26 protein-coding genes and 1 riboswitch are annotated in these 24,233 nt (G+C 72.9%); of the genes, 12 read left to right on the top strand and 14 right to left on the bottom strand.

Going from position 1 to position 24,233, the window contains the following annotated elements; translation table 11 throughout:
• Positions 1-6: 6 nt before the first annotated feature.
• The gene (locus FHU36_RS02900) at positions 7-1,161 is read right to left on the bottom strand and encodes an FAD-dependent oxidoreductase (RefSeq protein WP_185082257.1); all 1,155 of its coding nucleotides are present in this window, start codon (positions 1,159-1,161) and stop codon (positions 7-9) included.
• Positions 1,151-1,265, bottom strand: a riboswitch (TPP riboswitch). (Overlaps the previous gene by 11 nt.)
• 57 nt (positions 1,266-1,322) lie before the next feature.
• Here FHU36_RS02900 and FHU36_RS02895 point away from each other — a divergent pair.
• The 3 genes from FHU36_RS02895 to thiE are packed head-to-tail and all read left to right on the top strand — an operon-like array spanning position 1,323 to position 3,504.
• Entirely contained in the window at positions 1,323-2,486 is a 1,164-nt protein-coding gene (locus tag FHU36_RS02895) for an NAD(P)/FAD-dependent oxidoreductase (protein ID WP_312891408.1), read from the top strand.
• A gap of 30 nt (positions 2,487-2,516) precedes the next feature.
• Positions 2,517-2,891 carry an Rv2175c family DNA-binding protein gene (locus FHU36_RS02890; protein ID WP_185082255.1) on the top strand — a complete coding sequence of 125 codons (375 nt, stop codon included), beginning with the start codon at positions 2,517-2,519 and terminating at the stop codon, positions 2,889-2,891.
• On the top strand, positions 2,869-3,504 hold the full coding sequence (thiE, locus tag FHU36_RS02885; protein ID WP_185082254.1) for a thiamine phosphate synthase: 636 nt from the start codon (positions 2,869-2,871) through the stop codon (positions 3,502-3,504). Before FHU36_RS02890 ends, thiE begins: the two co-directional genes overlap by 23 nt.
• A 31-nt stretch (positions 3,505-3,535) precedes the next feature.
• Here the strand turns inward: thiE and FHU36_RS02880 are convergent, their stop codons facing one another.
• Positions 3,536-4,603: a polyprenyl synthetase family protein gene (locus FHU36_RS02880; RefSeq protein ID WP_185082253.1), complete on the bottom strand. Its 1,068-nt coding sequence runs from the start codon at positions 4,601-4,603 to the stop codon at positions 3,536-3,538.
• A 91-nt stretch (positions 4,604-4,694) separates the two neighbouring features.
• On the opposite strand from FHU36_RS02880, the gene metF reads away from it, so the two are divergent.
• Positions 4,695-5,618 carry a methylenetetrahydrofolate reductase [NAD(P)H] gene (gene metF, locus FHU36_RS02875; RefSeq protein ID WP_185082252.1) on the top strand — a complete coding sequence of 308 codons (924 nt, stop codon included), beginning with the start codon at positions 4,695-4,697 and terminating at the stop codon, positions 5,616-5,618.
• A gap of 211 nt (positions 5,619-5,829) precedes the next feature.
• On the opposite strand, the gene FHU36_RS02870 is transcribed toward metF, so the two are convergent.
• Both FHU36_RS02870 and FHU36_RS02865 read right to left on the bottom strand, forming a co-directional pair.
• Positions 5,830-6,408, bottom strand: coding sequence for a GNAT family N-acetyltransferase (locus FHU36_RS02870; RefSeq protein ID WP_312891407.1), 579 nt, complete (start codon positions 6,406-6,408; stop codon positions 5,830-5,832).
• A gap of 10 nt (positions 6,409-6,418) precedes the next feature.
• Positions 6,419-6,919, bottom strand: a complete 501-nt coding sequence (locus FHU36_RS02865) for a YbaK/EbsC family protein (RefSeq protein WP_185082251.1) — start codon at positions 6,917-6,919, stop codon at positions 6,419-6,421.
• Between the two features lie 93 nt (positions 6,920-7,012).
• Between FHU36_RS02865 and FHU36_RS02860 the strand changes: the two genes are divergently transcribed.
• A complete protein-coding gene (locus FHU36_RS02860; RefSeq protein ID WP_312891406.1) occupies positions 7,013-7,861 on the top strand; it encodes a L,D-transpeptidase family protein in 849 nt (282 codons plus the stop codon).
• A gap of 111 nt (positions 7,862-7,972) precedes the next feature.
• On the opposite strand, the gene FHU36_RS02855 is transcribed toward FHU36_RS02860, so the two are convergent.
• Positions 7,973-8,974, bottom strand: coding sequence for an aldo/keto reductase (locus tag FHU36_RS02855; protein WP_185082250.1), 1,002 nt, complete (start codon positions 8,972-8,974; stop codon positions 7,973-7,975).
• A gap of 83 nt (positions 8,975-9,057) precedes the next feature.
• Complete coding sequence (locus FHU36_RS02850) at positions 9,058-9,465, bottom strand: RidA family protein (protein WP_185082249.1); 408 nt, start codon at positions 9,463-9,465, stop codon at positions 9,058-9,060.
• Between the two features lie 73 nt (positions 9,466-9,538).
• Here FHU36_RS02850 and FHU36_RS02845 point away from each other — a divergent pair, with 73 nt between their 5' ends.
• Both FHU36_RS02845 and FHU36_RS02840 read left to right on the top strand, forming a co-directional pair.
• Complete coding sequence (locus tag FHU36_RS02845) at positions 9,539-10,561, top strand: LysR family transcriptional regulator (protein ID WP_185082248.1); 1,023 nt, start codon at positions 9,539-9,541, stop codon at positions 10,559-10,561.
• A gap of 93 nt (positions 10,562-10,654) precedes the next feature.
• Positions 10,655-12,508, top strand: a complete 1,854-nt coding sequence (locus tag FHU36_RS02840; protein WP_185082247.1) for a hypothetical protein — start codon at positions 10,655-10,657, stop codon at positions 12,506-12,508.
• 43 nt (positions 12,509-12,551) lie between these two features.
• On the opposite strand, the gene FHU36_RS02835 is transcribed toward FHU36_RS02840, so the two are convergent.
• Positions 12,552-13,163, bottom strand: coding sequence for a TetR/AcrR family transcriptional regulator (locus FHU36_RS02835; protein ID WP_185082246.1), 612 nt, complete (start codon positions 13,161-13,163; stop codon positions 12,552-12,554).
• Between the two features lie 97 nt (positions 13,164-13,260).
• On the opposite strand from FHU36_RS02835, the gene FHU36_RS02830 reads away from it, so the two are divergent.
• Both FHU36_RS02830 and FHU36_RS02825 read left to right on the top strand, forming a co-directional pair.
• Entirely contained in the window at positions 13,261-14,460 is a 1,200-nt protein-coding gene (locus FHU36_RS02830) for a cytochrome P450 (RefSeq protein WP_185082245.1), read from the top strand.
• 9 nt (positions 14,461-14,469) lie between these two features.
• A complete protein-coding gene (locus tag FHU36_RS02825; RefSeq protein WP_185082244.1) occupies positions 14,470-14,661 on the top strand; it encodes a ferredoxin in 192 nt (63 codons plus the stop codon).
• A 313-nt stretch (positions 14,662-14,974) separates the two neighbouring features.
• Here the strand turns inward: FHU36_RS02825 and FHU36_RS02820 are convergent, their stop codons facing one another.
• Positions 14,975-15,529: an NUDIX domain-containing protein gene (locus tag FHU36_RS02820; protein ID WP_312891405.1), complete on the bottom strand. Its 555-nt coding sequence runs from the start codon at positions 15,527-15,529 to the stop codon at positions 14,975-14,977.
• 479 nt (positions 15,530-16,008) lie between these two features.
• On the opposite strand from FHU36_RS02820, the gene FHU36_RS02815 reads away from it, so the two are divergent.
• Positions 16,009-16,455 carry an SAV_6107 family HEPN domain-containing protein gene (locus FHU36_RS02815; protein WP_185082243.1) on the top strand — a complete coding sequence of 149 codons (447 nt, stop codon included), beginning with the start codon at positions 16,009-16,011 and terminating at the stop codon, positions 16,453-16,455.
• A gap of 434 nt (positions 16,456-16,889) precedes the next feature.
• Here FHU36_RS02815 and bldD read toward each other — a convergent pair whose 3' ends face one another.
• From bldD to FHU36_RS02785, 6 genes are all read right to left on the bottom strand, one after another.
• Positions 16,890-17,384 carry a transcriptional regulator BldD gene (gene bldD, locus FHU36_RS02810; RefSeq protein WP_026214021.1) on the bottom strand — a complete coding sequence of 165 codons (495 nt, stop codon included), beginning with the start codon at positions 17,382-17,384 and terminating at the stop codon, positions 16,890-16,892.
• A gap of 291 nt (positions 17,385-17,675) precedes the next feature.
• Positions 17,676-18,554 carry a universal stress protein gene (locus FHU36_RS02805; protein ID WP_185082242.1) on the bottom strand — a complete coding sequence of 293 codons (879 nt, stop codon included), beginning with the start codon at positions 18,552-18,554 and terminating at the stop codon, positions 17,676-17,678.
• A gap of 2 nt (positions 18,555-18,556) precedes the next feature.
• Complete coding sequence (locus FHU36_RS02800; protein WP_185084571.1) at positions 18,557-19,957, bottom strand: amino acid permease; 1,401 nt, start codon at positions 19,955-19,957, stop codon at positions 18,557-18,559.
• Between the two features lie 48 nt (positions 19,958-20,005).
• A complete protein-coding gene (gene arcC / locus FHU36_RS02795; RefSeq protein WP_185082241.1) occupies positions 20,006-20,941 on the bottom strand; it encodes a carbamate kinase in 936 nt (311 codons plus the stop codon).
• A 4-nt stretch (positions 20,942-20,945) separates the two neighbouring features.
• A complete protein-coding gene (locus tag FHU36_RS02790) occupies positions 20,946-22,190 on the bottom strand; it encodes an arginine deiminase (RefSeq protein ID WP_185082240.1) in 1,245 nt (414 codons plus the stop codon).
• Positions 22,191-22,253: 63 nt separating this feature from the next.
• Positions 22,254-22,541, bottom strand: coding sequence for a DUF3040 domain-containing protein (locus tag FHU36_RS02785; RefSeq protein WP_185082239.1), 288 nt, complete (start codon positions 22,539-22,541; stop codon positions 22,254-22,256).
• Positions 22,542-22,731: 190 nt separating this feature from the next.
• Between FHU36_RS02785 and pyrR the strand changes: the two genes are divergently transcribed.
• Positions 22,732-23,277 (top strand): bifunctional pyr operon transcriptional regulator/uracil phosphoribosyltransferase PyrR, encoded by a 546-nt coding sequence (pyrR, locus tag FHU36_RS02780; RefSeq protein ID WP_185082238.1) that lies wholly within the window; start codon positions 22,732-22,734, stop codon positions 23,275-23,277.
• The gene (locus FHU36_RS02775; RefSeq protein WP_185082237.1) at positions 23,274-24,194 is read left to right on the top strand and encodes an aspartate carbamoyltransferase catalytic subunit; all 921 of its coding nucleotides are present in this window, start codon (positions 23,274-23,276) and stop codon (positions 24,192-24,194) included. The genes pyrR and FHU36_RS02775 overlap by 4 nt, the downstream gene beginning before the upstream one ends.
• Positions 24,195-24,233 lie beyond the last annotated feature (39 nt).

The following is a 24,233-nucleotide window of genomic DNA, read 5'->3' as shown; positions in this document are numbered from 1 at the left end:
ACAGGGTCACCCGGCGGGCCGGGCCGTGGTCCGCGACGGGGAGCACAGGGCCGCCAGCTCGGGCTCCTCGCCCAGCAGGATGGCCGCCGTGAGCGGGGCCAGCAGGACGCCGCCCCGGTGGTGCCCGGTGGCCAGGGTGAGCCCCGGGGTGCCGCTCGGGCCGATGTACGGGATGTTGTCCGGCGTGCCGGGACGCAGCCCGGCCACCACGTCGGCGACCTCCAGCTCCGTCACCCCGGGCACCAGCTCGCGGGCGTCGCGCAGCAGCTCGTACAGGCCGCCGGCCGTCACCCGCGTGTCGAACCCCAGCTCCTCCTGCGTCGCCCCCACCACGAGCTCGCCGTCGCCGCGCGGCACCAGGTAGACGTACGCGCCGTGCACCGTGCCGCGCACGCACCGGCTCAGGAGCGGCTCGGGGGAGCGCAGCCGCATGATCTGCCCCTTGACCGGCCGCACCGGGACGTCGGCCAGCTCGGCGCTCCACGCGCCGGCCGCCAGCACCACGCCGTCCGCCCGCAGCTCGTCCGGAGCGCGGTCCAGCAGCACCCCGCGGACCGCGCCGCCCTCGCGCAGCAGTCCCGTCACCCGGGCGCGCACCAGCGGGACGCCGCGCCGCTCCAGGGCGGCCAGCAACGCCGCCGTGACCCGGCGCGGGTCCACCCACGCGTCTTCGGCCGCGAGCAGCCCGCCGCGCACCGACGGCGCCAGCATGGGCTCCAGACGGCGGCACTCGCGGCCGGTCAGCCGCTCCACCGCGAGCCCCAGCTTGGCCATGAACTCCGCCAGCTCGTCCAGCGCCGCCAGGTCGTCGGCCCCGAACGCCACGTCCAGCGTGCCGTCGTGCCGCAGGTCCACACCGAGCCCGGCCCGCCCGGCCGCCGGGACGCCCGGACCGCCGCCGGCGTGCGAAGCGGCGTCCAGACCGGCGTCGGCGGTCAGCTCGGCGACGAAGGACGGCCACCTGCCCAGCGAGGCGACGCCGAGCCGCAGCAGCGGCTCCTCGGTGTAGGTGACCTCGCTGACCGGCGCCAGCATGCCCGCCGCCGCGTGCGAGGCGCCCGTGCCGGGAGCAGGGTCCACCACGGTCACCGCGCGTCCCGCCCGGGACAGCCGCCAGGCGATCGTCAGCCCGACGATCCCGCCGCCCACGATCACTTCCATGCGCGCTCCCTTCGCCGGCATGATCCGGATCAGGTGTCTTGCGGTCGAAGGCCCGTGCAGCCTTCCTCTCAGCCCGGTGCGGCCGGACTCCCGCGCGTCGTACGCCTCCACCCTAAGCCCTCGCTGCGACACGCCGGCACCGGCCCGTTATGGTCTTGACCGTGAACCATGTCGTGGTGGTCGGATCGGGCCTGGCGGGTGTGCGGAGCATCGAGGCGCTGCGGGCGGGCGGGTTCGACGGCGCGATCACCCTCGTGGGCGAGGAGCGCCACCGCCCCTACGACCGCCCCCCGCTGTCCAAGGCCGTCCTGCTGGGCGCCAGTGACTCCAGCTTCGTCGACTTCGACGCGGCCGCGCTGCGGGTGGACTTCCGGCCGGGCGTCGGCGCGAAGGCGCTGCGGCCGGGCGTCGTGGAGACCACCGAGGGCGAGCTGGCCTACGACGGCCTGGTCATCGCCACCGGCGCCGAGCCCATCACGGTGCCGGGCGACGGTCCGCAGCACGTCCTGCGCACCCTCGACGACGCGCTGGAGCTGCGCGCGAGGCTCGTGCCCGGCGCCCGCGTGGTGGTCATCGGCGCCGGCTGGATCGGCGCCGAGGTGGCCACCGCCGCCCGCCGGGTCGGCTGCGAGGTGACCGTGATCGAGGCCGGCCCCGCGCCGCTCGCGCACGCCGTCGGCGCCGAGGTCGGCGCCCGCACCCTGAGCTGGTACGACGGCATCGACCTGCGGCTGGAGACGATGGTCTCCTCGGTCGAGGAGGGCGGCGTCGAGCTGGTCGGCGGGGAGTTCGTGCCGGCGCACGTGGTCGTCACCGGCATCGGCGTCCGCCCGGCCGTCGAGTGGCTGGCCGGGGCCGACATCGACCTGCACAACGGCGTCGTCACCGACGAGCACCTGCGTGCCTCGCTGCCGGGGGTGGTCGCCGTCGGCGACTGCGCCGCCTGGTGGTCGCGCCGCTACCAGGCCCGGCTGCGGGTCGAGCACTGGGACACCGCGCTCGGCGCGCCCGAGGTGGCCGCCGCCTCCCTGCTCGGCGAGGAGGCCGTCTACGACCCGGTGCCGTACTTCTGGTCGGAGCAGTTCGGCCACATGCTCCAGTACGCCGGTCACCGCGAGGCCGCCGACCGGCTGCTGTACCGGGGCGAGCCCGCTGGCAAGTGGTCGGCCGTCTGGCTGACCGGCGACGACACGCTCGCCGCCGTGCTGACCGTCGACCGGCCGCGCGACCTGGTCCAGGGGCGCCGCCTCATGGAGGCCGGACGGCGGCTCGACGCGAACCGCCTGGTAGATCCCGATATTTCGCTACGAGATTGTGTTGTTTGAGCCAGCGTGGCATGTGGTAGTTGTGGTTCCGTGACGCTTTCTGTTGCACAGATCGACCGGGAGACCGACCAGCTCGTCGACGAGTGGCTCACTCTTCCCGAAGTGGCCGAGCGCCTGGGGCTGTCCCTGGGCAGGGCCAAGCAACTCCTCAAGGACCACAAGCTGCTCGGCGTCCGCCGCGGCGGCGGTGGGCCGCAGGTGCCCGCGGTCTTCATCGACGAGAAGGACGTGATGAAGGGCCTGCCGGGCACGCTGACCGTGCTGCAGGACGCCGGATACGACGACGTCGAGGCGCTGCGCTGGCTCTTCACCCCCGACGACTCGCTGCCGGGGTCGCCCGTCCAGGCGATCAAGGCCGGTCGTCATACCGAGGTCAAGCGGCGTGCCCAGGCCCTCGCTTTCTGACGCCCGGCTCTACCTCTGCACCGACGGCCGTCGCGAACGCGGCGACCTGGCCGAGTTCCTCGACGCCGTGCTGGCGGCCGGCGTGGACATCGTCCAGCTCCGCGAGAAGGGGCTGGAGGCGCGCGAGGAGCTCGCGCTGCTGGAGGTGTTCCGCGACGCGTGCGACCGGCACGGCAGGCTGCTGGCGGTCAACGACCGGGCGGACGTGGCCCACGCCGCCCGGCCCGACGTGCTCCACCTGGGGCAGGACGACCTGCCCGTGAGGGTCGCGCGAGAGATACTCGGCGACGACGTCCTCATCGGCAGGTCCACCCACTCCACCGCCGAGGCGTCCGCCGCCGCGGTGGAGGAGGGCGTCGACTACTTCTGCTGCGGCCCGATCTGGCCCACGCCCACCAAGCCCGGCCGGTCCGCGCCGGGGCCCGCGCTGCTGCGGCACGCGGCATCGCTCGGCACCGACCGGCCGTGGTTCGGCATCGGCGGCATCGACCTGGCCAACCTGGACGAGGTCATGTCCCACGGGGTCACGCGGGTCGTCGTGGTGCGGGCGATCACCGAGGCCGACGACCCGGGCGCCGCGGCGGCCGAGTTCGCCAAGCGCCTGGCCCGCTGAGCCGACCGGCGGCTGAGCGAGCCGGGTCGCGTCAGGTCTTGCGCGAGGTGGCGGCCACGGCGAGCTCGGCCAGCGCCGCACGCGCCTCCGGCGTGAGCGGGGCCTTGTCGAGGCAGGCCAGCGCCTCGCCGAGGTAGTCGGTGATCAGCTCCTCGCACTCGCGCAGCGCGCCCGTGTCCTCGATGACGCCGCGCAGCACGGCCACGCCCTCGTCGTCGAGGCCCGGGTCGCCCAGCAGGCGGCGCACGGCCGCGGCCTGCTGCGGCGAGGCGGCGGCCAGGGCGCGGGCCACGAGCATCGTCCGCTTGCCCTCGCGCAGGTCGTCGCCGGCCGGCTTGCCGGTGCGCGCCGGGTCGCCGAACACGCCGAGGATGTCGTCGCGAAGCTGGAAGGCGATGCCGACCCGCGTGCCGAACGTGGTGCACAGCTCGTCCATCCACGGCAGCCGCTCACCGGCGGCCAGCACCAGGCCGAGCCGCAGCGGCTGCTCCACGGAGTACTTGCCGCTCTTGTACAGGGCGACGCGCAGGGCCGACTCGAACGTGTTCTCCCCGTGTGCCTGCTCCAGCAGGTCGAGGTACTGGCCGCACATCAGCTCGGTGCGCATGTGGTCGTGCACCGGCTGGGCGGCGGCCAGCGACGCGGGCGGCAGGCCGCTGGTGCGCCACATCTCGCCCGACCAGATCAGCAGCAGGTTGCCCAGCAGGATCGCCGCGCCCACGCCGAACTGCTCCGGCGCCCCCTGCCAGCCGGCCTCGGCGTGGATCTTCTCGAAGCGCCGGTGCGCGGACGGCATGCCCCGGCGCAGGTCGCTCCTGTCCATCACGTCGTCGTGCACCAGCGCGCTGGCCTGCAGCAGCTCCAGCGACGCCGCCGCGGTGAAGATCTCCGGCAGCTCGGCGCCGCCCGCGCCGCGCCAGCCCCAGTAGCAGAACGCCGGACGGAGCCGCTTGCCGCCCGCCAGCAGCTCGCTGGCGGCGAGGCGCAGCGGCTCCAGCTCCTCGGACCCCATGGCGGGCAGCTGGCGGTCGACGAACGCCCGCAGGGAACGGTCAACCTGGTCGCGGAGGGTGTCCATGCTCGCGGCCTCAGTGCTCATGTGCATGAGACTAGTGGTCGCACGACTGGTGCAGGATCTCCAGGTTCCCCTGGGACCGCTGGTGCGCGGCCGGTCACGGTACCCTGATCTCATGGCCCTTGGTCGACCCTCTGTCCTGCCCGATCGCGTCCCCACCGTCCGTGAGCTCCTCGCCGCCGGTGGCCGTTCGTTCTCCTTCGAGTTCTTCCCCCCGAAGACCGACGAGGGAGAGCGCCAGCTGTGGCGGGCGATCAGGGAGCTGGAGGCCCTTCGTCCCACGTTCGTCTCGGTGACCTACGGCGCCGGCGGCTCCACCCGTGACCGCACGGTCGACATCGTGGAGCGGCTGGCCCATGGCACCACGCTGACGCCGGTGGCCCACTTCACGGCGGTCGACCACTCCGTCCGCGAGCTGCGCCACCTGGTGGGCCGCTTCGCCGACGCGGGGGTGCGCAACATCCTGGCCGTGCGCGGCGACCCGCCCGGCGACCCGGCCGGCGAGTGGGTCAGGCACCCCGAGGGCGTCCTCTACGCCGAGGAGCTGGTGCGGCTGATCCGCCAGGCGGGCGACTTCTGCGTGGGCGTGGCCGCGTTCCCCTACAAGCACCCGCGCTCGCCGTCCATCGAGTCCGACACCGAATACTTCGTGCGCAAGTGCCGGGCCGGGGCCGACTTCGCGATCACGCAGATGTTCTTCCAGGCGGAGGACTATCTCCGGCTGCGCGACCGGGTGGCGGCCGAGGGCTGTGACACGCCGATCATCCCGTGCATCATGCCGGTCACGCAGATGAGCACGATCGCGCGGTCGGAGCAGTTGTCAGGCGCCCCGTTCCCGCCCGGCGTGGCTGCCCGCTTCGAGGCCGTGGCCGACGACCCGGCCGCGGTGCGCGCGCTGGGCATCGACCACGGGGCCGAGCTGTGCCAGCGGCTGCTCGACGAGGGGGCGCCCGGCATCCACTTCATCACCTTCAACCGGTCGAGCGCCTCGCGCGAGGTCTTCCAGCGGCTGTCGCACGCGCCGGCCGTGACCGTCTGACCGGCCGCCGCTCGGCGGCGGCGAAGGCCTGCTCCCTCTCGTGGAGGGGTCCCGCCACCCGCCCGCAGGGGGACCCGGCGGGTGGCGGGCTGGGGTGGGTAGACGCGGGGTAAAGCGCCCGTTACCTTGCGTGTTCAGTCATGCCCGTACGCCACGGACGCCAAACTCGCAGGTCAAGGCTTTACCATGACGTCCTGGGTGCTCGCCGGGGTCACGTCAGCGGCAGCGGGCGGCCGACGATCGCGTACTCCTCGTAACCGCCCGGGAAGACGTACCGGCTCAGCAGGTCCGTGAAGCCCATGGCGGCGTAGAGGTGGCGGGCGGCGGTCGGCCGGTCGTGCGTGGACAGCACCGCGGAGCGCTCGGGCCGGCCGGCGCAGAGTGTGGTGATCATCGCCCGGCCGATGCCCTTGCCCTGGTAGCCGGGGTGCACGTGGACCTCGGCCAGCTCGAACGCGTCGCCCATCCAGGCGTCCGCCACCTCGCACCCGGCCTGGTCCTCCAGAGCCCGGGACACCACGTCGTGCCACCACTGCCCGCGCGCGCCGTGGAACCCGTACGCGAACCCCACGACGCGCGGCACCGGACGCGACTCGCCCGCTATGTCAGAAATCTCCTGCAGTTCGGCGAAAAAGCACTGAAAACGGGGATAAGTAGCGTGATTAAGCATGATGGTGGTTCGACCGGTGATCTGTTCCGGCGGTGGGCGCATGGCGGCGGTGTAGATGTCCATCACCGTGTCCAGCCGCTCGCCGAACTCGGCGGGCCCGCCGCCGCGAAACTCGATCACCCGGCGCACACTACTCGACGTCCACGGGAGTGCCCCCGGTGATCCGCACGAGCTCGTCGAAGGTGGTGGGGAACACCGTGTGCGGGTGTCCGCCCGCGGCCCAGACGACCTCGTGCTTGCTCAGCCAGTTGTCGACCAGCGTCCTGACCCGGACCGGGTGCCCGACGGGGGCGACCCCGCCGATCGGCTGGCCCGTCGCCTGCCGGACGAACTCGGGGGTGGCCCGCCGTACCGTGCCGACGCCCGCCGTACGGGCGACCAGTTCGACGTCCACGCGGTGCGCGCCGCTCGTGAGCACGAGCAGCGGCGAGCCGTCGGCGTCGAAGACGAGGCTGTTGGCGATCGCCCCGACCTCGCAGCCGAGCTGGGCCGCGGCCGTGGCGGCGGTGGGGGCCTTCTCGGCCAGGACGATGATCTCGCCGGCCGCCCCCAGCTCGCGCAGGGCGGACTGGACCACGACGGCGTTGGAGGGCAGCGGAACCCCGCCCGCGCGGGAGAACTTCTCGGACATGCGCACACTCTAAAGCGATTGAACGCGGCTTTACCGCGCAAGGTGTTGGTATAGGGTCCTTTGACTTGATCGTTGAGGTGAGAGGTGATTCGGGTGGGCGCACCACGTCTGGCCGCGCTGGCGACCGCGGGCGCCGTCGTGCTCGCCGGAGCAGGCGTCGGGACGGGCTTCGCGGCCGGAGCCGGAGCGGGGGCCGCGCAGGCCGCGCCGCTCGCCACCGCTGTCCGGCCCGCCACCGGCGGCACCCTGGGCGTCGCGGCCGGTCAGAGCGCCGCGGCGGCCTGGTCGGCCCCGCTGGGAGCGCCGAAGCGGCTGAAGCTCGGTGCCAAGGGCGGGGCGGTCGAGGCGCTGCAGCGGCGCCTGACCGAACTGGGCTACCGGCCGGGCAAGGCCGACGGCCGGTACGGCGGGACGACGCTCATGGCCGTGTGGGCCTTCCAGAAGGTGAACGGGATCAGGCCGACCAGCACGGTCGCCACGGCCACGTGGCGGGCACTGGAGAATCCCAGGACCCCCAAGGTGCTGGTCCGCAACGGCAAGGCCACCCGCGCCGAGGTGAACCTGAGCACGCAGATCATGGTCCTGTACGTGGCCGGGCGGCCGAAGCTGATCAGCCACATCTCCTCCGGCAGCGGCGTGCCGTACTGCGAGACCAGCGTCTGGCAGGGCAAGCAGCAGCGCTTCTGCGGCTCGGCCCGCACGCCCACGGGCGACTACAGGACGACGTGGCGCAGGTCGGGCTGGCACAAGTCGTACCTCGGGCAGCTGTACAACCCGATCTTCTTCAACGGTGGGATCGCCTTCCACGGGGCGCTGTCGGTGCCGCTGTACCCGGCCTCCCACGGGTGCGTCCGGCTGCCGATGAACGTGGCGGAGGCGCTGCCCGGCATGCTCGGCACGGGCGTGCCGGTGCACGTCCGCGGGAGCTTCAAGAGGACGTAGCGGCGAGTGCCCGCCGCCGGGGCGGCGCCCGCCGAGGCGCGTCGGCCGAATGCCGGCCGCCGGGGGGCGTGAGCCCTTCGGCGACCGGCACTCGGCGTCCCGCGTGCGGGGTCAGGCCGTGATGCCGGCCTCCTTGGCCGCCGCGTCGATGGCGGCCAGCTCGTCGGCGGTGAAGTCGAGGCGGTCCACGGCCGCCACGTTCGCCTCCAGCTGGGCCGGGCCGGACGCGCCGACGAGCACCGAGGTGACCCGCGGGTCGCGCAGCGCCCACGCCAGCGCGAGCTGGGCGACCGACTGGCCCCGCGCGCCGGCGATCGCGCCGAGCGCGCGGACGAACGCCAGCACCTCCTGGGTGACCCGGTCGGGGGTGAGGAAGCGGCCCTCGGCCGCCCGCGAGTCCGCCGGGATGCCGTCCAGGTAGCGGTCGGTCAGCAGGCCCTGCGCGAGCGGGGAGTAGACCACGCAGCCCGCGCCCTCCTGATCCAGCACGCCCAGCAGCGACTGCTCGATGCCCCGGTTGAGCAGGGAGTAGGGCGGCTGGTGCACCAGCAGCGGGGTGCCCAGCCCGCGCAGCATCCGCGACACCTGGGCGGTGCGCTCCGGCGAGAAGTTGGAGACGCCGACGTACAGGGCGCGGCCGCTGCGCACGATGTGGTCGAGAGTCCCGGCCTGCTCCTCCAGCGACGTCTCGTCGTCGTCGCGGTGCAGGTAGAAGATGTCCACGAAGTCGAGGCCGAGCCGCTGCAACGACCGGTCGAGCGTGGCCAGCAGATGCTTGCGGTTGTTGCCCGTGCCGTACGGGCCGTCCCACATGGGGTTGCGGCCCTTGGTGGTGACCACGATCTCGTCGCGCAGGCCGCGCAGATCCTGCCGGAAGACGGCGCCGAACGCCGACTCGGCCGCGCCGAACGGCGGGCCGTAGCGGTCGGCGATGTCGAAGTGGGTGATGCCCAGGTCGAGTGCCTTGCGGATGATGGCCCGCTGGCCGTCGAGCGGCTTGTCGGCGCCGAAGTTGTGCCACAGCCCGAGGGAGATCGCGGGCAGCCGGAGGCCGCTCCTGCCGCAGCGCCGGTACGGCTGGCGTTCGTAGTTCACGGGGGGATCCTCGCCCATTCGTCGTCGTACGGGACAGCGGGACGACGGGGCCATCGGCCGCGTGCCGGGGTTCGCCGCCCGGCACGGAGGTTATCGGTGGATCAGCCGGCGCCCGCGCCCGGGTCGGCCGGTCGCCGCGCGTCCACCTCGATCTCGATCTTCATGCGCGGGTCGGCCAGCCCGCACATCAGCATCGTCGCGGCCGGCCGCACCTGACCGAAGACGCGGCGCAGGACCGGCCAGCACGGCTCGAAGTCGTCGCGGTCGGGCAGCAGGTAGCGGACCCGCACCACGTCGGCGAACGTGCAGCCGGCCGCCTCCAGCGCGGTCCCGATGGTGCGCAGGCACTGCTCGGCCTGCTCGACCACGTCATCCGAGATGGTCATGGTCGCGTAGTCGAACCCGGTCGTCCCCGACACGTGGACGCGGTCGCCGTCCACGACCGCCCGGGCGTATCCGATCTGCTCCTCGAAGAGGGAGCCGCTCATGATCGCACGTCGTTCCGTCACGTCTGTGAACGGTAGGGGAGCGGCGACGATACGTCCAAGACGTGTTAGGGGATGGTGTGATATCTCTCGGCGTATGGACCGGCCCGAGCTCGCCCTGCACCAGCTCCACGCCTTCGCCGTGCTCGCGGAGGAGCTCCACTTCGGGCGCGCCGCCGAACGGCTGGGCATCGCCCAGCCGCCGCTGAGCCAGCAGATCGGCCGCCTGGAGCGCCGCGTCGGGCACCCGCTGTTCGAGCGCGGCCGGCGCGGGCCGGGCGGCCGGGTCGCCCTCACCCCGGCCGGGCGGGAACTGCTGCCGGCCGCGCGGCGTGCGCTGGAGGAGGTGGCCGCCGGGCTCGACGCGGCCCGCCGCACCGGCAGCGGGCAGGCCGGGAGGTTGCGGATCGGGTTCGCGGCGTCGCTGGCGCTCACCGTCCTGCCCCGGATCGTGCGCGCCTACGGTGACCGCCACCCGGGCGTCGAGCTGGAGATCCGCGAGATGACCGGCGCGCCGCAGCTGGCCGCGCTGCGCGAGGACGCCATCGACCTCGGGCTGCTGCGTGAGCCGCCGGACGACGCCGACCTGGTGGCCGAGCCGGTCCTGACGGAGCCGTTCGTCGCCGTGCTGCCCGCCGGCCACCCGCTCGCCGCCCGGCGCGTCGTCCCCGTCGCCGCGCTGGCCGGCGAGCCGTTCGTGCTGTTGCCGCGGGCCGCCGGGCCGGCCTTCCACGACCGGATCGTCGCCGTGTGCCGTGCGGCGGGGTTCGAGCCGCGTGTGGCGCAGCGGGCGGTGGAGTGGCAGACGGTCTCGGCGCTGGTCGAGGCGGGCCTCGGGGTGTCCCTCGCCCCGGCGGGCATCCGCCGCGTCCGGCTGGCGGGCGTGGCGTACCGGCGGGTCACGCCCGGCACCGCGCGCACGACCGTCGCCCTGTGCCACCGCCGCGACGACCGCTCCCCGCTGGTGGCGGGATTCCTGGAGGCCGCGCGGGGGCTGGAGGGGGCGGGGCCTGCCGTCCGGCGGACGGGCTCGGGCGGGCTCCGCCGGGCGGCCCCGCGTCCGGCGGGGCCGGGCGGGCGACCCGATACCGCCCCGGCGGGCGGCCTAACGTCCGGATAACGCCTTCTGGTAACGGGCGGGTTATGGGCCGCCTGCTGAACTCCCTGGCCTGTGGCCGGGACAGGTCCGGCCCGGACCACCAGGGGGAGAAGCATGCTGTCCACGCCCGTCGCCCGCTTACGGCCGCCGCCGGCCGCCCGTCCTGCCATGGCGGACCGCCGGTGGTGGTGGGCCCTGGCCGGAGGATGGGTCGCGCACGTGCTGCTGCGGCTGTGGCTGTTCAGGTATCACGCGGGGCCGGTGGCCAACCCCGACGAGACGGGCTACCTCGCCGCCGCCCGCTGGCTGGCCGGCGGGCCCGGGGCGGACTTCACCGGGTCCACGTTCTACCAGAGCGGGTACGCGCTGCTGCTGGCGCCGATCCACTGGGTGAGCGCCGACCCGGCCACGGTCTACCGGCTGGCGGTGGCGGTGGGGTCCATGGTGTCGGCCACGGCGTTCCCGCTGGCGTACCTGGTGCTGCGGCGGCTGGCCGTGGGGCGGCGCGGGGCGCTGCTCCTGGCGTTCGTGGTGGGGGCGTCGCCGGCGCTGCTGCTGTTCTCCGGGCTGGCGCTGGCCGACGCGATCCTGCCGACGCTGCTGCTCGGGTGGCTGCTGGCGATCCACGACCTGGTACGCGCCGGCGCCGGGCGGAGCGGCTCGCGGCGGCGCGGGACCGTGCGGCACGGGACCGTGCGGCGCGGCATCGTGGGGGGTGCGGACGTGTGGGCCGGGGTGGTCGCCGGTGGGCTGGCGGGGTTCGCGATGACGGTGCACATGCGCGGCATGGTCGTGCTGGCCGTGACGGTCATCGTGGTCGGCGCGCTGCTGGTCGCCCGGCGGGTGCCGCGCCGGGCCGGGCTGGCGGCGCTGGCCACGGCGGCGGGCGTGGCCGTGGCGGGCACGGTGCTCAACCGGGCGCTGGCCGCGGCGCTCTACCCGGGCGGCACGCGGGACCTGGCCGGCCTCCTGGTCTCGCGGCTGACCGGTCTTGACGGGCAGGCATGGGCGCTGGCCGGGGCGGCCGGGCAGCTCTGGTACCTGATCGTGGGCACGTGGGGGCTGGCCGGCATCGGGCTGGTCGCCGCCGCGACCGTCACCCTGCGGGGAGCGGGCCGGACCTCCCGCCGCGTGGGGGACGGCGGGCTCGCGGTGTCCTTCGCGCATCGCGTCACGGCGGCGGCGCTGCTCGCCGTCACCCTGGGCATCGCGTACGCGTCCTCAGCCGCGCTGCCCGACGAGCACCGGGTCGGCAACTACGCCTACGGCCGTTACCTGTCGTGCGTCGCCGTGGCGTGGACGCTGGCCGGGGTGGCCGCGCTGGTCCGCGCCCGGCGGCGGTCGATCCCCGCTCTGGCGGCCGCCGCGGCGGCTCTGGGCGCCGGGACGGGGGGTGTGGCCGCGTGGTACGCCGGTGACCGGCTCGACCGGTATGCCTTCATCGCCTTCGACTTCCCCGAGGTGATCTTCCTGAGCGGGGTGCCCGACCGGCTGGACATGGCCGCCGCCTCACTGACGGCCCTGGCCCTGCTCGCGGGGCTCACCGTGCTTGCCGTGCTCCCCGTGCTCCCCGGGCGCCTCGGGTTGCCTGCCTCGGGGTGGGCGCGGGTGGTACCGCCGGCGGCGGGGCTGGCCGCGGTCACCATCGCGTTCGTCGCGCATCTGGCTCCCAGGTCGGCCCCCGCGCCCGGCCGCGACTGGCTGCCCGCCCCGGGGCCCGGCCGGGTCGCGGTGGACACCAGGGTGAAGTGGAACGTCTGGCTCCCGCTCACCCACCGCGTCTGGTGGACGCGCCTGGAGATGTACGACGGCGCGCGCCAGGCCCCGCCGGCGGGCGCCTGCACGGCGATCGTGCCCCCCACGGCCGGTCCGCCTCCGGCGGGCTGGGCCGCCACGGGCGACGGCGACCCGTCGAAGGGCTGGACGTCATGGACGGGGCGGGGCTGCGGAGCAGGCCCCGGCCACTGACCTGTCCGGCCGGTCTGTCCCGTCCGGGCGCCCGCCCGAGCGCTCAGGTGTCGCCGAGGCGGTCGAGGCCGCGCAGGGCGACCTCGGCCGCGCGCACGGCCGCCTCCATGGCTCGCTCCATCGGGTCGCCCCGCTCGATGGACGCCATGACGGCGAGCTTGGCCGCGCCGGTCAGCGCCCCCACGGCCGCCGCCGCCTCGACCGCGTCGAGCTGGTCGGGGTAGGCGTCGTGCAGCGCCCGCGCCAGCCGTAGCTGGCTGTCGAACAGCAGGTGCAGCGCCCGGGCCTGCAGGGCGGGGACGTTCATGATGAGGTGCATGCGCAGCGGCGCGTCACGCAGGGGCAGGCCCTCGTCCTCGGTCGCCTGCGACACGCTCTCCCGGACGATGCCCAGCAGCAGCGCGGGCAGCGGCTCGTCGGACTTCCTGGTCGTCACCCGGTCGAGGAGGCGCTCCATCCGCGTGTTGGAGTCGAAGAAGACCACGTCCTCCTTGCTGGCGAAGTAGCTGAAGAACGTGCGCGTCGACACGTCGGCCTCGGCCGCGATCTCCGCGAGCGTCGTCTCCTCGTACCCCTTCTCGGCGAACAGCCGGAGCGCGGCCTCGATCAGCGCCCGGCGCGTGCGCTGCTTCTTGCGCTCCCGCATACCCACCATGTCGGAACTATACTGCACAGGCTTATGCTTTTCATTCATTGAAGTTTTGCATTGGATGAGGTTTTGTGGACGGTACCGAACGGAAGGAGTCCATGGCATGTCCGACCTCACCCTGACCACCCGGCGCGAGCGACCCCTCGACCCGCCGGACAGGTTCACGGAGCTGGGAGAACGAGCACACCTGCACCGCATGGCCTACGCCGACGGCCACCAAGGCTGGCTCGTCACCGGCTACGCCGCCGCCCGTGCCGTGCTCGCCGACCCGCGCTTCAGCAACCGGCCGGAGCTGGCCCACCCGCCCGTCGCGGCCCGGCTGGAGCTGCTGAAGGAGATGCAGGAGCAGCAGTTCCGGGTGCCTCCGGGGTTCTTCCTGCGGATGGACGCGCCCGAGCACACCCGCTACCGCAAGCTGCTGGCCGGCCAGTTCACCGTGCGCAGGATGAACCAGCTCGAACCCCGGATCGAGGAGATCGCCGAAGCCTGCCTCGACCGGATGGAGGCGGGGGAGCGGCCGGCGGACCTGGTGGAGGCGTTCGCGCTGCCGATCCCGTCGCTGGTGATCTGCGAACTGCTCGGCGTCCCGTACGCCGACCGCGAGCGGTTCCAGGCCGACTCCAAGGTGCTCTTCGGCCTCGACAGCGAGGGCGCGGACGTCATCGCCGCGATGACGAGCATCTCCACGTACCTGTACGGCCTCATCCAGCACAAGCGCGCCGAGCCCGGCGACGACCTGCTCAGCGGTCTCGTCGCGGGCGGCGAGCTGACCGACGAGGAGCTCACCGGGGTCGCGTTCCTACTGCTCGTGGCCGGTCACGAGACCACCGCCAACATGCTCGGCCTCGGCACGTACGCGCTGCTGACCGACCCCGGGCAGCTCGCCGTGCTGCGCGACGACCCCTCGCTGATGGACAACGCGGTCGAGGAACTGCTGCGCCACCTCACGATCATCCACCTGGGGCCCGTCAGGACCGCGCTGGAGGACGTCGAGGTCGAGGGCACCGTGATCGCGAAGGGGGAGGCGGTCACCCTCCACCTCCCTGTGGCCAACCGCGACCCCGAGCGCTTCCCCGGCGGCGGGCGCCTCGACGTCACCAGGCCCGCGACCGGCCACCTGGCCTTCGGTCACGGCATCCACCAGTGCCTCGGCCAGCAGCTCGCCAGGATCGAGATGCGGGTCGGCTACGCGGCGCTGCTGCGCCGCCTGCCGGGCCTACGCTTGGCCGTACCACCGGAGGAGGTGCCGATGCGCACGGACATGAGCATCTACGGCGTGCACCGCCTCCCTGTCACCTGGTAGGTCGTCAGCATGAAGATCGAAGCGGATACGACGGTGTGCATCGGGGCGGGCATGTGCGCGCTGACGGTGCCGAAGGTGTTCGACCAGAGCGAGGAGGACGGGACCGTGGTGCTGCTCGACCCGTCGCCGCCGGCGGAGCTGGAGGACGCCGTCCGCCGCGCCGTGACCCTCTGCCCGTCGGGCGCGCTGTCGGTGTCCTGAGTAACCGCGGGGGTTTCGCCCGCGCCAACGGCGCTAACGGCTCTCCGGCCGGTTCCGGCGCGGTTGTGCGGGTTTACTACGGGGTTGCTTTTATGGGGTCGTAGATGGTCAGGCGGGCGCTTTTTCCTCCCTGTCGCCATTTAGGGGGATTTTTACGGCCAGCATGGGCCGGCCACCGCCCGCCGCCGTCACGACCGCCCGTCTTTTCCACGCCTCTCGGGCGCGCGGGCACGGCGCCGCGACGTCGCCCTGCGCGCCCCCTCCCGGCCGGACCGCCGGCCGGGATCACTCACCGATGAGAAGCGGGCCGGGATCACTCACCGATGAGCAGCAGGAGCGTGTAGGCGGCCAGCGTGGCGGCGTCCGTGATGCCGCCACTTCGGATCATGGCCTCGACCTGCGCCCGGGGGAACCACTGGTGCCGCAGGTCCTGCTCCTCCGGCTCGAGCTCGGCCTCCCCGTGGGTGAGATCCGAGGCCAGGAACACGTCGAACCCCTGCGCCGACATGCCCTTGGCCGAGTCCAGCCGTCCCAGGTGGCGGATCCGGCCGGCCGTGATGCCGGTCTCCTGGCGCAGCTCCTCGCGGGCCAGCGACTCCGGGTCGCCGGTCGCGAGCTGGGGGAAGGTGCCCTGCGGGAACTCCCACGACCTGGCCCGGACCGGGTAGCGGTACTGCTCGACCAGGTGGAACCCGCCTTCCTCGACGGCGATCACCAGCGCGAAGTCCGGCTTGTCGACGTAGGTGTAGACGCCGGGCGAGCCGTCGGGGCGGCGGATGATGTCCTCCCGCAGGCGCATGTACGCGTTCTCGTACACGACCTCGGTGGACACCTGCTCGATGACCTGCCCCTGCTCCTGCTGCGTCACTGGCTGCTCCCCTGGGCTGCTCGTACGGGTCGCTCGGCGCCGGGGCTCGCGGCACCCCGGGCGGCGACGACCTGCCCCAGCTTCCCGTATGTCGGCGGCGCGGCGCACGTCCGTCCTCGAAGTCGGTGCCGCCCCAGGAGGACGGGCGGGTTGCGCCTGTCGATCGAACCTGTGTTCTGGAACAGGTTGACACCGACCGTGATCGAAATTATGTTCGACGTAGTGACGTGAGGCTCGCGGCTCACGTCGAGGACCTGATCGCGGGCCACGCTTCCCCCAAGCGAGACCCGCGATCAGGCTCCACGGGCGAAGGGCGCGTCCTCGTCGTCGGCGGAGACGAGTGGGCGTGTTCCTGGCCGGACGGGGAGAGGGGAAGCTTCTCGTCCGGCCGGCCCGGCGGAAATGTCGGTGGCGTCTGCGATCGTTGGCTTCACCGGCGGCGACGCCGGGAGCCGCCACGACCCCAAGGAGGCGTGCACATGGCACCACGGTCTAGAGACCCGCAGGGTCCCGGGCTGTCGCCTGCTGTTCGGGCGCACCTGACGGATTCACGTTCCTGCCTGGCGGAGGCGACGACGGCTCGCACCCCGGCATCCCGATATGTGGCGGCGCACCTGGCCGCGCTGCGCGCCGCGGCCGCGGTCCTGGCCGCCCGTCCACGCCCCATGGAAGGCCGCAGGCGCCGCCTGCGCAGCGCGTGGGAGCTCCTGCCCGAGGTTGAGCCCCAGCTCGCGGAGTGGGCCGCCTACTTCGCCGTGAGCGCCGCCAAGCGGGCCAGGGCCGAGGCCGGCATGGTCCGTTCCGTCTCGGCCGCCGACGCCGACGAGCTGCTGACCGAGGCGGAGAAGTTCGTCATCGCCGTGGAGAGCCTCCTCGGCGTCCCCACCCAGCCCCAGCTCCCGGTCACCGTCCCCCTGGCCGGCTGACCTCGCCCCGACCGCGCAGGCCCGCCCGAGGGCAGGCTCGCCGTTCTCGGCCGGGCGGCCCCCGGGTCCACTGCCCGGGCCTCCGGGTTCACCGGCCGGGCCGCCGGGTCCACCGACCGGGCCGTCCTGCCGCTTTCCGGTCGCTCGGGGGCGGGTGTCCTCACCGGAGTGGCGGGGCGACCTGTGTGATCATCCTGCCGCTGCCGCTGCCGCTGCCGCTGCCGCTGCCGCTGCCGCTGCCGCTGCCGCTGCCGCTGCCGCTGCCGCTGCCGCTGCCGCTGCCGCTGCCGCCGCCTCGGGCTCATCGTCGCCCTCGACGGCCGTGCCTCACGCGTCGCAGCGCCGACGAAGGGCCGGGCATGGGTGAGGGGCGCGCCCGTGCGGTGGCGCGCCCCTCGAGAGACCCGGTCGGCTCCTGGGAGCCACGGTGTCCGTCAGAACGACTCGACGGCCCGGCGGGCCTCGGCGTCGAGGACGCCCCAGCTGATGAGCTCCTCGGTCAGCTCGCTCGGCGACTTGTCGTAGATCACGGCCAGGGAGCGCAGGTCCTCCTGGCGGATCGACAACACCTTGCCGTTGTAGTCGCCACGCTGGCTCTGGATCGTGGCGGCGTAGCGGGCCAGGGCGCCCGCCTTCTCCTTCGGCAGCGTCGCCAGCCGCTCCAGGTCGATCACAAGCTTCGGCGTGGGCCCGAGCGGGCTGGGCGCGGCGCCGCCGGGCAGCAGCTCGGAGACGGGAACCCCGTAGAAGTCGGCAAGCTCGGCAAGCTTCTGCACTGTGACCGCGCGGTCGCCACGCTCGTACGAGCCCACGACGACGGCCTTCCACCTGCCGCGCGACTTCTCCTCGACCCCGTGCAGGGACAGACCCTGCTGGGTGCGGATGGCGCGCAGTCGTGCACCCAGCGACTTTGCGTACTCAGACGGCATCGTGTGGCCCCCCGGCTCTCTATGTGTTGCTCTCAGTAGATTGTGCTCCCTTGCGGCGAATGCCCGAGCCACCGGGGGTCTGGTGCCGTGCGAGGCTCCATCGGTGGCGGTGGCCATGGGTTTACCCCAATTCGCCGCGCGGTGCTGGTTACGCACAGTGACGGTAAAGGGGAGGACGCCCAAGGTCAAGCTGATTGGAAAAAAGATGCCGAATCCGATCCGGGAGACTACGCCGCAAAAGCCCCACATGTCCCACAAATAACGGCAGTTCGTCATAGTTTGCCGGATGTTTCACTGCTGACGAGTGAGGATCATCACGGGACGGGTGGCGGCGCGGACGATCTTTACGGAGGTGTCCCCGAGGAAGACCCGCCGCAGCGGCCCGCTCCCGCTCGACGCGCAGACGAGCAGCTCGCCGGGCAGCCAGGAGGCCGCTGCGAGGGCCTGGGCGACGGTGCGGCCCTCCGGCACCTCCACCTCCACCGGGACGCGGCGCCGGTGCCCCTCGGCGGCGGCGGCGAGGTCGGCCGAGGCCAGGTCGCGCAGCCGTTCGAGCATGTCCTCCTCGACCTTGACCCGGCGGCCACTGCTGACCAGCAGCGTCATCAGCCGCAGCGGCACGTCCAGCCGGACGGCGGCCTGCGCGGCGGAGGCGACGGCGGCCTCGGCGCGCGGGCCGCGCCGATAGGCGAGCGTGATCCGCTCGAACGCCTCGGGCGGAGCGTCGGCGTAACCGCGGGGGGCCAGCAGCACGGGCACCGACGAGGCGTGCAGGAGCTGGTCGGCGGTGCTGCCGACCGAGATGCGCCCCTTGCCGCCGCCCGACGCCGAGCCGATCACGACGACGTCGGCGTCGAGCTTGCGCGCCAGCTCCACCAGCCCGCGCCCGCTGCCCTTGTGGGAGTGGACGACATAGTCGACGTCGCCGCCCGCCAGTTCGTCGGCCAGCTCGCGCGCCTTGGCCAGGGTCGCCTCGGCCTGCTCGTCCAGGTAGGCGCGCCAGGCGCTCTCCTCGGCGCGGGCGGGGCCGGGGGCGGACCAGGCGGGCGGCTGCACGGTCGCCACCGTGAGATGGCCGCCGGCCTGGCGGGCGAGCAGGGCGGCCAGCAGGAGCCCGTCACGGCCCCGCGGCTCGGCGATGAACCCGGTCAGGACGTTGTCGAACCTCATGGTCAGACCACCTCGGCGTTCAGCCGCGAGTTGCGGTAGCCGTACAGGAAGTAGCAGGCGAACCCCAGCAGCATCCACAGCCCGAACGCCACCCAGGTCACCCCGGCGAGCCCGGCCATCACCACGCCGCACATGATGGCGCCGAGCACCGGTGTGGCGGGGAACAGCGGGGTGCGGAAGCTGCGCGGCAGGTCGGGCCGGCGGTGGCGCAGCACCAGGACGCCGACGTTGACGATGGCGAACGCGAACAGCGTGCCGATGCTGGTGGCCTCGGCGAGCTGCCCGAGCGGCACCAGCCCGGCCAGTACCGAGATGAACGCCGCCACGATGAGCGTGTTGGCCACGGGCACCTGGCGGCGCGGGTTCACCTTCTGGAACACCCGCGGGATCAGCCCGTCGCGCGACATGGCGAACAGGATGCGGGTCTGGCCGTACATGACGGTCAGCACGACGCTGGCGATGGCGATGGACGCACCGAAGGAGACGATGAGCCCCGCCCACGTCGAGCCGGTGGCCAGGTCGGCGATCTGCGCGAGGCCGGCCTCGGTGCTCTCCGGGTCGAAGTCGCTCCACGGCATCGCGCCGACGGCCGCCATCGCGACGAGCACGTACAGGACGGTCACGATCGCCAGCGACAGCATGATCGCCAGCGGCAGGTCCCGCTTGGGGTTCTTCGCCTCCTCGCCGGCGGTGGAGGCGGCGTCGAAGCCGATGTAGGAGAAGAACACCTGGGAGGCCGCCGCGGTGATGCCGGCGACGCCCATCGGCGCGAACGGCGTGAAGTTCCCGGCCCGCAGGGCCGTGAAGGCCACCACGCAGAAGAACAGCAGCACCACCACCTTGATGAGCACGAACACGACGTTGGCCGTGGCGCTCTCCGAGGCGCCGCGCAGCAGCAGCCAGGTGGCCAGCACGACGATGAGGATCGCCATGAGGTTGACCACGCCGCCGTCCTGGCCGGGCGAGCCGATGATCGCCGCGGGCAGCTCCCAGCCGAACAGGCTCCGCAGGAACGAGTTGAGGTACTGGCCCCAGCCGACGGCCACCGCGGCGACCGACACGGCGTACTCCAGCATGAGACACCAGCCGGCGACCCAGGCGACCAGCTCGCCGAGCGTCGCGTAGGCGTAGGAGTAGGAGGAGCCGGACACCGGGATCGTCCCGGCCAGTTCGGCGTACGACAGCGCGGAGAACAGCGCGGTGACGGCGGCCAGCAGGAACGCCACGATCACCGCGGGCCCCGCCTTGGGCACCGCCTGGCCGAGGATGACGAAGATGCCGGTGCCGAGCGTGGCGCCGACGCTGAACAACGTGAGCTGCCACAGCGACATCGTGCGGCGCAGCTCCCCGCCTTCGCCCCGGCCGCCCTCGGCCACGATCAGGTCGGCCGGCTTGGTCCGCATAAGCCGTTGAGCCAGTGACACGAGGACCTCCCAGATGGGCAGCGGGTGCTACAGCGTGCTCGTGAGGGGCCAGCGGGCGTTGGGGGTGACGATGGTGCCGGCGGAGCCCTCCAGGATGTGTTCGGCCTGGTCCAGCCGGCCGATGGCCGCCATGTCGCCGGTCGTCTCGACGAACCGGCACACCGCGTCGACCTTCGGCCCCATGGACCCGGCCGGGAAGTCGAGGGCGCGCAGCTCGTGCGGCGTGGTGTGGGCGATCTCGCCCTGCCGGGGCGTGCCGAAGTCGCGCATGACCCGCGGCACGTCGGTGAGGATGAGGAACGCGTCGCACTCCAGCGCCTCGGCCAGCACCGACGCGGTCAGATCCTTGTCGACCACCGCCTCGACGCCGGACAGGCGGCCGTGCTCGTCGCGGATGACGGGGACGCCGCCGCCGCCCGCGCAGACGACCACGACCCGGTCGCGCAGCAGCCGGCGGATCAGCCGGGTCTCCACCACGCGCCGCGGCACGGGGGAGGGGACGACGCGCCGCCAGTGGTCGCCGTCGGGCCGGATCGTCCAGCCGTACTCGCCGGCCAGCTTCTCGGCCTCCTCGCGGTCGTAGACCTGGCCGACGAACTTGGTCGGGTCGTCGAAGGCCGGATCGACGGCGGACACGAGCGTCTGGGTGACCATGGCGATCACCTGCCTGCCGGGCAGGGCGTTCTGCAGGGCCTGCTGCATCCAGTAGCCGATCATGCCCTGGGTCTGCGCGCCCAGCGTGTCGAGCGGGTACGGCCGGCTCAGACGGGGGTCGGCGGCGCTCTGCAGGGCGAGCAGGCCGATCTGCGGGCCGTTCCCGTGCGTGATGATCAGCTCGTGCCGTTCGGCCAGCCTGGCCAGCTGCTTGACCGAGGCGGCGACGTTGGCGATCTGCGGTTCGGCGTCCGGCTGCTGCTCGCGCCGGAGCACGGCGTTGCCGCCGAGCGCGACGATGACGCGCACGGCGTCAGATGCCGTCGCGCTCGAGCGGGCAGCTCATGCACCGGGGCCCGCCGCGTCCCCTGCCGAGCTCGCTGCCGCGGATCGTGATCACCTCGACGCCGTTGGCGCGCAGGAAGTTGTTGGTGGTGGTGTTGCGCTCGTAGGCGATCACCACGCCCGGCTCGACGGCCAGCGCGTTGCAGCCGTCGTCCCACTGCTCGCGTTCGGCCGCGTAGACGTCCTGGGTGGGCGTCAGGACCTTGATGTCGTCCAGGTCCAGCGCCCGGGCGATGGCCCGGTGCATGTCCTCGGGCGGGTGGTCGCTGACCCTGAGCTCCTTCTCGGTGTCGCCCGGCTCGATCGTGTACGAGGGCAGCATGCCGAGCCCGGCGTACTTGGTGAACACGCCCACGTCGACCATGGTCATGACGGTGTCGAGGTGCATGAAGGCGCGCGCCTTCGGCATGTCCAGGGCCACGATCCGCCGCACCGAGCCCGACTGGAACAGGTGCTGGGCCAGCATCTCCACCGCCTGCGGCTGGGTGCGCTCGCTCATCCCGACGAGCACCGCGCCGCGGCCGATGACGAGCACGTCGCCGCCCTCCAGCGTGGCGGGCGCGATCGTGTGGCCGGGCAGCCAGACGTGGTAGCCGTCCTTCTGCGGCCGGTCGAAGCCCTCGGCGAAGGTCGGGTGGAACTGGTAGACGGCCTCCATGTTCACCGTCTCGCGCATGCGGGCCTTCTTGCGCATGGCGTTGACCGAGACGCCGTCGTAGATCCAGCACGACGGGTCGCGCGTGAACAGGTGGTTGGGCAGCGGCGGCAGCACGAAGCCGTCGTCGTGCAGGGCGTGGAAGGCCACCGACTTCGGCGCGCAGCCCAGCTCGACCAGCTCGCGCCTGGTGATGCCGCCGGTCAGGTAGGTCTGCAGGGACGCCGAGTCGAGGGCGTCGAGCGTGTTGCGGATGTCGTCGACGGCCAGCGGGCCAAGGAACCGCTCGTCCACGATCGCGTCGAGGATGTGCTTGCGTGCCTCGGGGATCTCGACGGTCTCCCGCAGCAGGTCGCCGAGGATGTGGACGGTGACGCCGCGCTCGCGCAGCACCTGCTGGAACTCTTCGTGCTCCTCCACGGCGCGCTGCACCCACAGCACGTCGTCGAAGAGGAACTCGTCCTTGTTGGTGGGGGTGAGCCGCTTGAGCGCGAGGTCCGGCCGGTGCAGGAGCACCTGGTGGAGCCGGCCTACCTCCGAATCGACGTGGAAGGTCATTGGTGCTATATCCCCTCCCGGACCCGACCGTCACGTCTGGGCGGTGACGCCCTTGTTCGTGCTCTATCCGTCGCGGGGTTCGGGGGCGAAGAGCATGGCCACGGCGAGCACCGCCAGGCCGGCCGCGACGAGGCCGATGGTCTTGCCGTACTCGATCTTGCGGTCCCCGCCGTGCCCGGCGGGGCGGTGCGCGGCGCGGCGGGAGCGCACGGGGGCGACCGGGGCGATGCGCTCGGCGGTCACCGGGCCGGTGCCGAGCCGCGACAGGTTCCTGACCAGATCGGGGTCCTCGGCCTGGATCTGGCGGGTGATGTCCTTGAGGACCAGTCGCTGACGTGCGGACAGCGTCATGGCGCTAAACCTTCCACAGGGATACTTTGAGGATGTTTTATACCTTTTCATCCGCTTTTTGCCAAGTCAGGGGCCCGATCGCCCCGTACCCGCGGCCCCTCCCATCGTGGCTGGTGGCCCCTGGTACTGTGGGGGCCGACCAACACCCTTTAAGCCCCGTCCCGTGAGGCGGGAAAGGTGGTGACTCCCCATGTCCGAATCCAGGGCCGTTCTCGAGGGCCCGGACATCCATCGGGCGCTGACGCGCATCGCCCACGAGATCCTCGAACGCACCAAGGGCGCCGACGAGGTCGTCCTGCTCGGCATCCCCACCCGCGGCGCCACACTGGCCCGCCGGCTCGGCGAGCGCATCGAGCAGTTCGAGGGCGTCAAGATCCCCGTCGGCTCGATCGACATCACGATGTACCGCGACGACCTGCGGCTCAAGCCCGCCCGTCCGCTCGGCCGCACGGAGCTGCCGGCCGACGGCGTCGACGGCAAGATCGTCGTCCTCGTCGACGACGTCCTCTACTCCGGCCGCACCGTCCGTGCCGCGCTCGACGCGCTCAACGACCTCGGCCGTCCCACGGCCGTGCAGCTCGCCACCCTGGTCGACCGCGGCCACCGCGAGCTGCCCATCCGCGCCGACTACGTGGGCAAGAACCTCCCCACCGCCAAGAGCGAGAAGGTCAAGGTCTACCTCCAGGAGACCGACGGACGCGAGGCCGTGCTGCTCGTCAAGGAGGCCGCCAAGTGAACCGTCACCTCATCTCCGCCGGCGACCTCGCCAGGGACGACGCCCTGCTCATCCTCGACACCGCCGAGGAGCTGGCCAGGGTCTCGGAACGGTCCATCAAGAAACTTCCCACGCTGCGCGGCCGCACGGTGGTCAACCTCTTCTTCGAGGACTCCACCCGCACCCGCATCTCCTTCGAGGCGGCGGCCAAGCGGCTGTCCGCCGACGTGATCAACTTCTCGGCCAAGGGCTCCAGCGTCTCCAAGGGCGAGTCGCTCAAGGACACCGCGCTGACCCTGGAGGCCATGGGCGCCGACGCGGTCGTCATCCGCCACGGCGCCTCCGGCGCGCCGCACCGCCTGGCCACCTGGGTGCGCGGCAGCGTCGTCAACGCCGGCGACGGCACCCACGAGCACCCCACGCAGGCCCTGCTCGACGCCTTCTCCATGCGCCGCAGGCTGGGCGCCCTCGACGGCCGCCGCATCACGATCGTCGGCGACGTGCTGCACAGCCGGGTGGCCCGCTCCAACGTGCTGCTGCTCGCCACGCTCGGCGCCGAGGTCACCCTGGTGGCCCCGCCCACGCTGCTGCCCGTCGCCGTCGGCACCTGGCCGTGCGAGGTGTCCTACGACCTCGACGCGGTGCTGCCCAAGTCCGACGCGGTGATGATGCTGCGGGTGCAGAAGGAGCGGATGAACGCCGCCTACTTCCCGAGCGAGCGCGAATACTCCCGCCGCTACGGCCTCGACCGCGACCGCTTCGCCAAGATGCCCGACGACGCCATCGTCATGCACCCCGGCCCGATGAACCGCGGCATGGAGATCGCCGCCGAGGTGGCCGACTCGCCCCGCTCGACCATCGTCGAGCAGGTGGCCAACGGCGTGACCATCCGCATGGCCGTCCTGTACCTGCTGCTCGGGGGAGAGACCGTAGCGTGAGTGAGCGCAGCCAACGCACCAATGGGCACAGCATCATCA

Source organism: Nonomuraea muscovyensis, assembly GCF_014207745.1.
Lineage (GTDB): Bacteria > Actinomycetota > Actinomycetes > Streptosporangiales > Streptosporangiaceae > Nonomuraea > Nonomuraea muscovyensis.
The sequence above is the reverse complement of the archived record's forward strand: the minus strand, read 5'-3'. Positions and strand labels throughout refer to the sequence as shown.

What these genes read in the sequence shown, in the direction of transcription:
- FHU36_RS02830 (WP_185082245.1), top strand. Translation starts at nt 13,261, where the DNA reads ATGTCCGACCTCACCCTGACCACCCGGCGCGAGCGACCCCTCGACCCG.
- FHU36_RS02815 (WP_185082243.1), top strand. Translation starts at nt 16,009, where the DNA reads ATGGCACCACGGTCTAGAGACCCGCAGGGTCCCGGGCTGTCGCCTGCT.
- bldD (WP_026214021.1), bottom strand. Translation starts at nt 17,384, where the DNA reads ATGCCGTCTGAGTACGCAAAGTCGCTGGGTGCACGACTGCGCGCCATC.
- FHU36_RS02900 (WP_185082257.1), bottom strand. Translation starts at nt 1,161, where the DNA reads ATGGAAGTGATCGTGGGCGGCGGGATCGTCGGGCTGACGATCGCCTGG.
- FHU36_RS02805 (WP_185082242.1), bottom strand. Translation starts at nt 18,554, where the DNA reads ATGAGGTTCGACAACGTCCTGACCGGGTTCATCGCCGAGCCGCGGGGC.
- FHU36_RS02865 (WP_185082251.1), bottom strand. Translation starts at nt 6,919, where the DNA reads ATGTCCGAGAAGTTCTCCCGCGCGGGCGGGGTTCCGCTGCCCTCCAAC.
- FHU36_RS02785 (WP_185082239.1), bottom strand. Translation starts at nt 22,541, where the DNA reads ATGACGCTGTCCGCACGTCAGCGACTGGTCCTCAAGGACATCACCCGC.
- FHU36_RS02845 (WP_185082248.1), top strand. Translation starts at nt 9,539, where the DNA reads ATGGACCGGCCCGAGCTCGCCCTGCACCAGCTCCACGCCTTCGCCGTG.
- FHU36_RS02855 (WP_185082250.1), bottom strand. Translation starts at nt 8,974, where the DNA reads ATGGGCGAGGATCCCCCCGTGAACTACGAACGCCAGCCGTACCGGCGC.
- FHU36_RS02790 (WP_185082240.1), bottom strand. Translation starts at nt 22,190, where the DNA reads ATGACCTTCCACGTCGATTCGGAGGTAGGCCGGCTCCACCAGGTGCTC.
- FHU36_RS02835 (WP_185082246.1), bottom strand. Translation starts at nt 13,163, where the DNA reads ATGGTGGGTATGCGGGAGCGCAAGAAGCAGCGCACGCGCCGGGCGCTG.
- FHU36_RS02840 (WP_185082247.1), top strand. Translation starts at nt 10,655, where the DNA reads ATGCTGTCCACGCCCGTCGCCCGCTTACGGCCGCCGCCGGCCGCCCGT.
- FHU36_RS02825 (WP_185082244.1), top strand. Translation starts at nt 14,470, where the DNA reads ATGAAGATCGAAGCGGATACGACGGTGTGCATCGGGGCGGGCATGTGC.
- FHU36_RS02880 (WP_185082253.1), bottom strand. Translation starts at nt 4,603, where the DNA reads ATGAGCACTGAGGCCGCGAGCATGGACACCCTCCGCGACCAGGTTGAC.
- FHU36_RS02800 (WP_185084571.1), bottom strand. Translation starts at nt 19,957, where the DNA reads ATGCGGACCAAGCCGGCCGACCTGATCGTGGCCGAGGGCGGCCGGGGC.
- pyrR (WP_185082238.1), top strand. Translation starts at nt 22,732, where the DNA reads ATGTCCGAATCCAGGGCCGTTCTCGAGGGCCCGGACATCCATCGGGCG.
- metF (WP_185082252.1), top strand. Translation starts at nt 4,695, where the DNA reads ATGGCCCTTGGTCGACCCTCTGTCCTGCCCGATCGCGTCCCCACCGTC.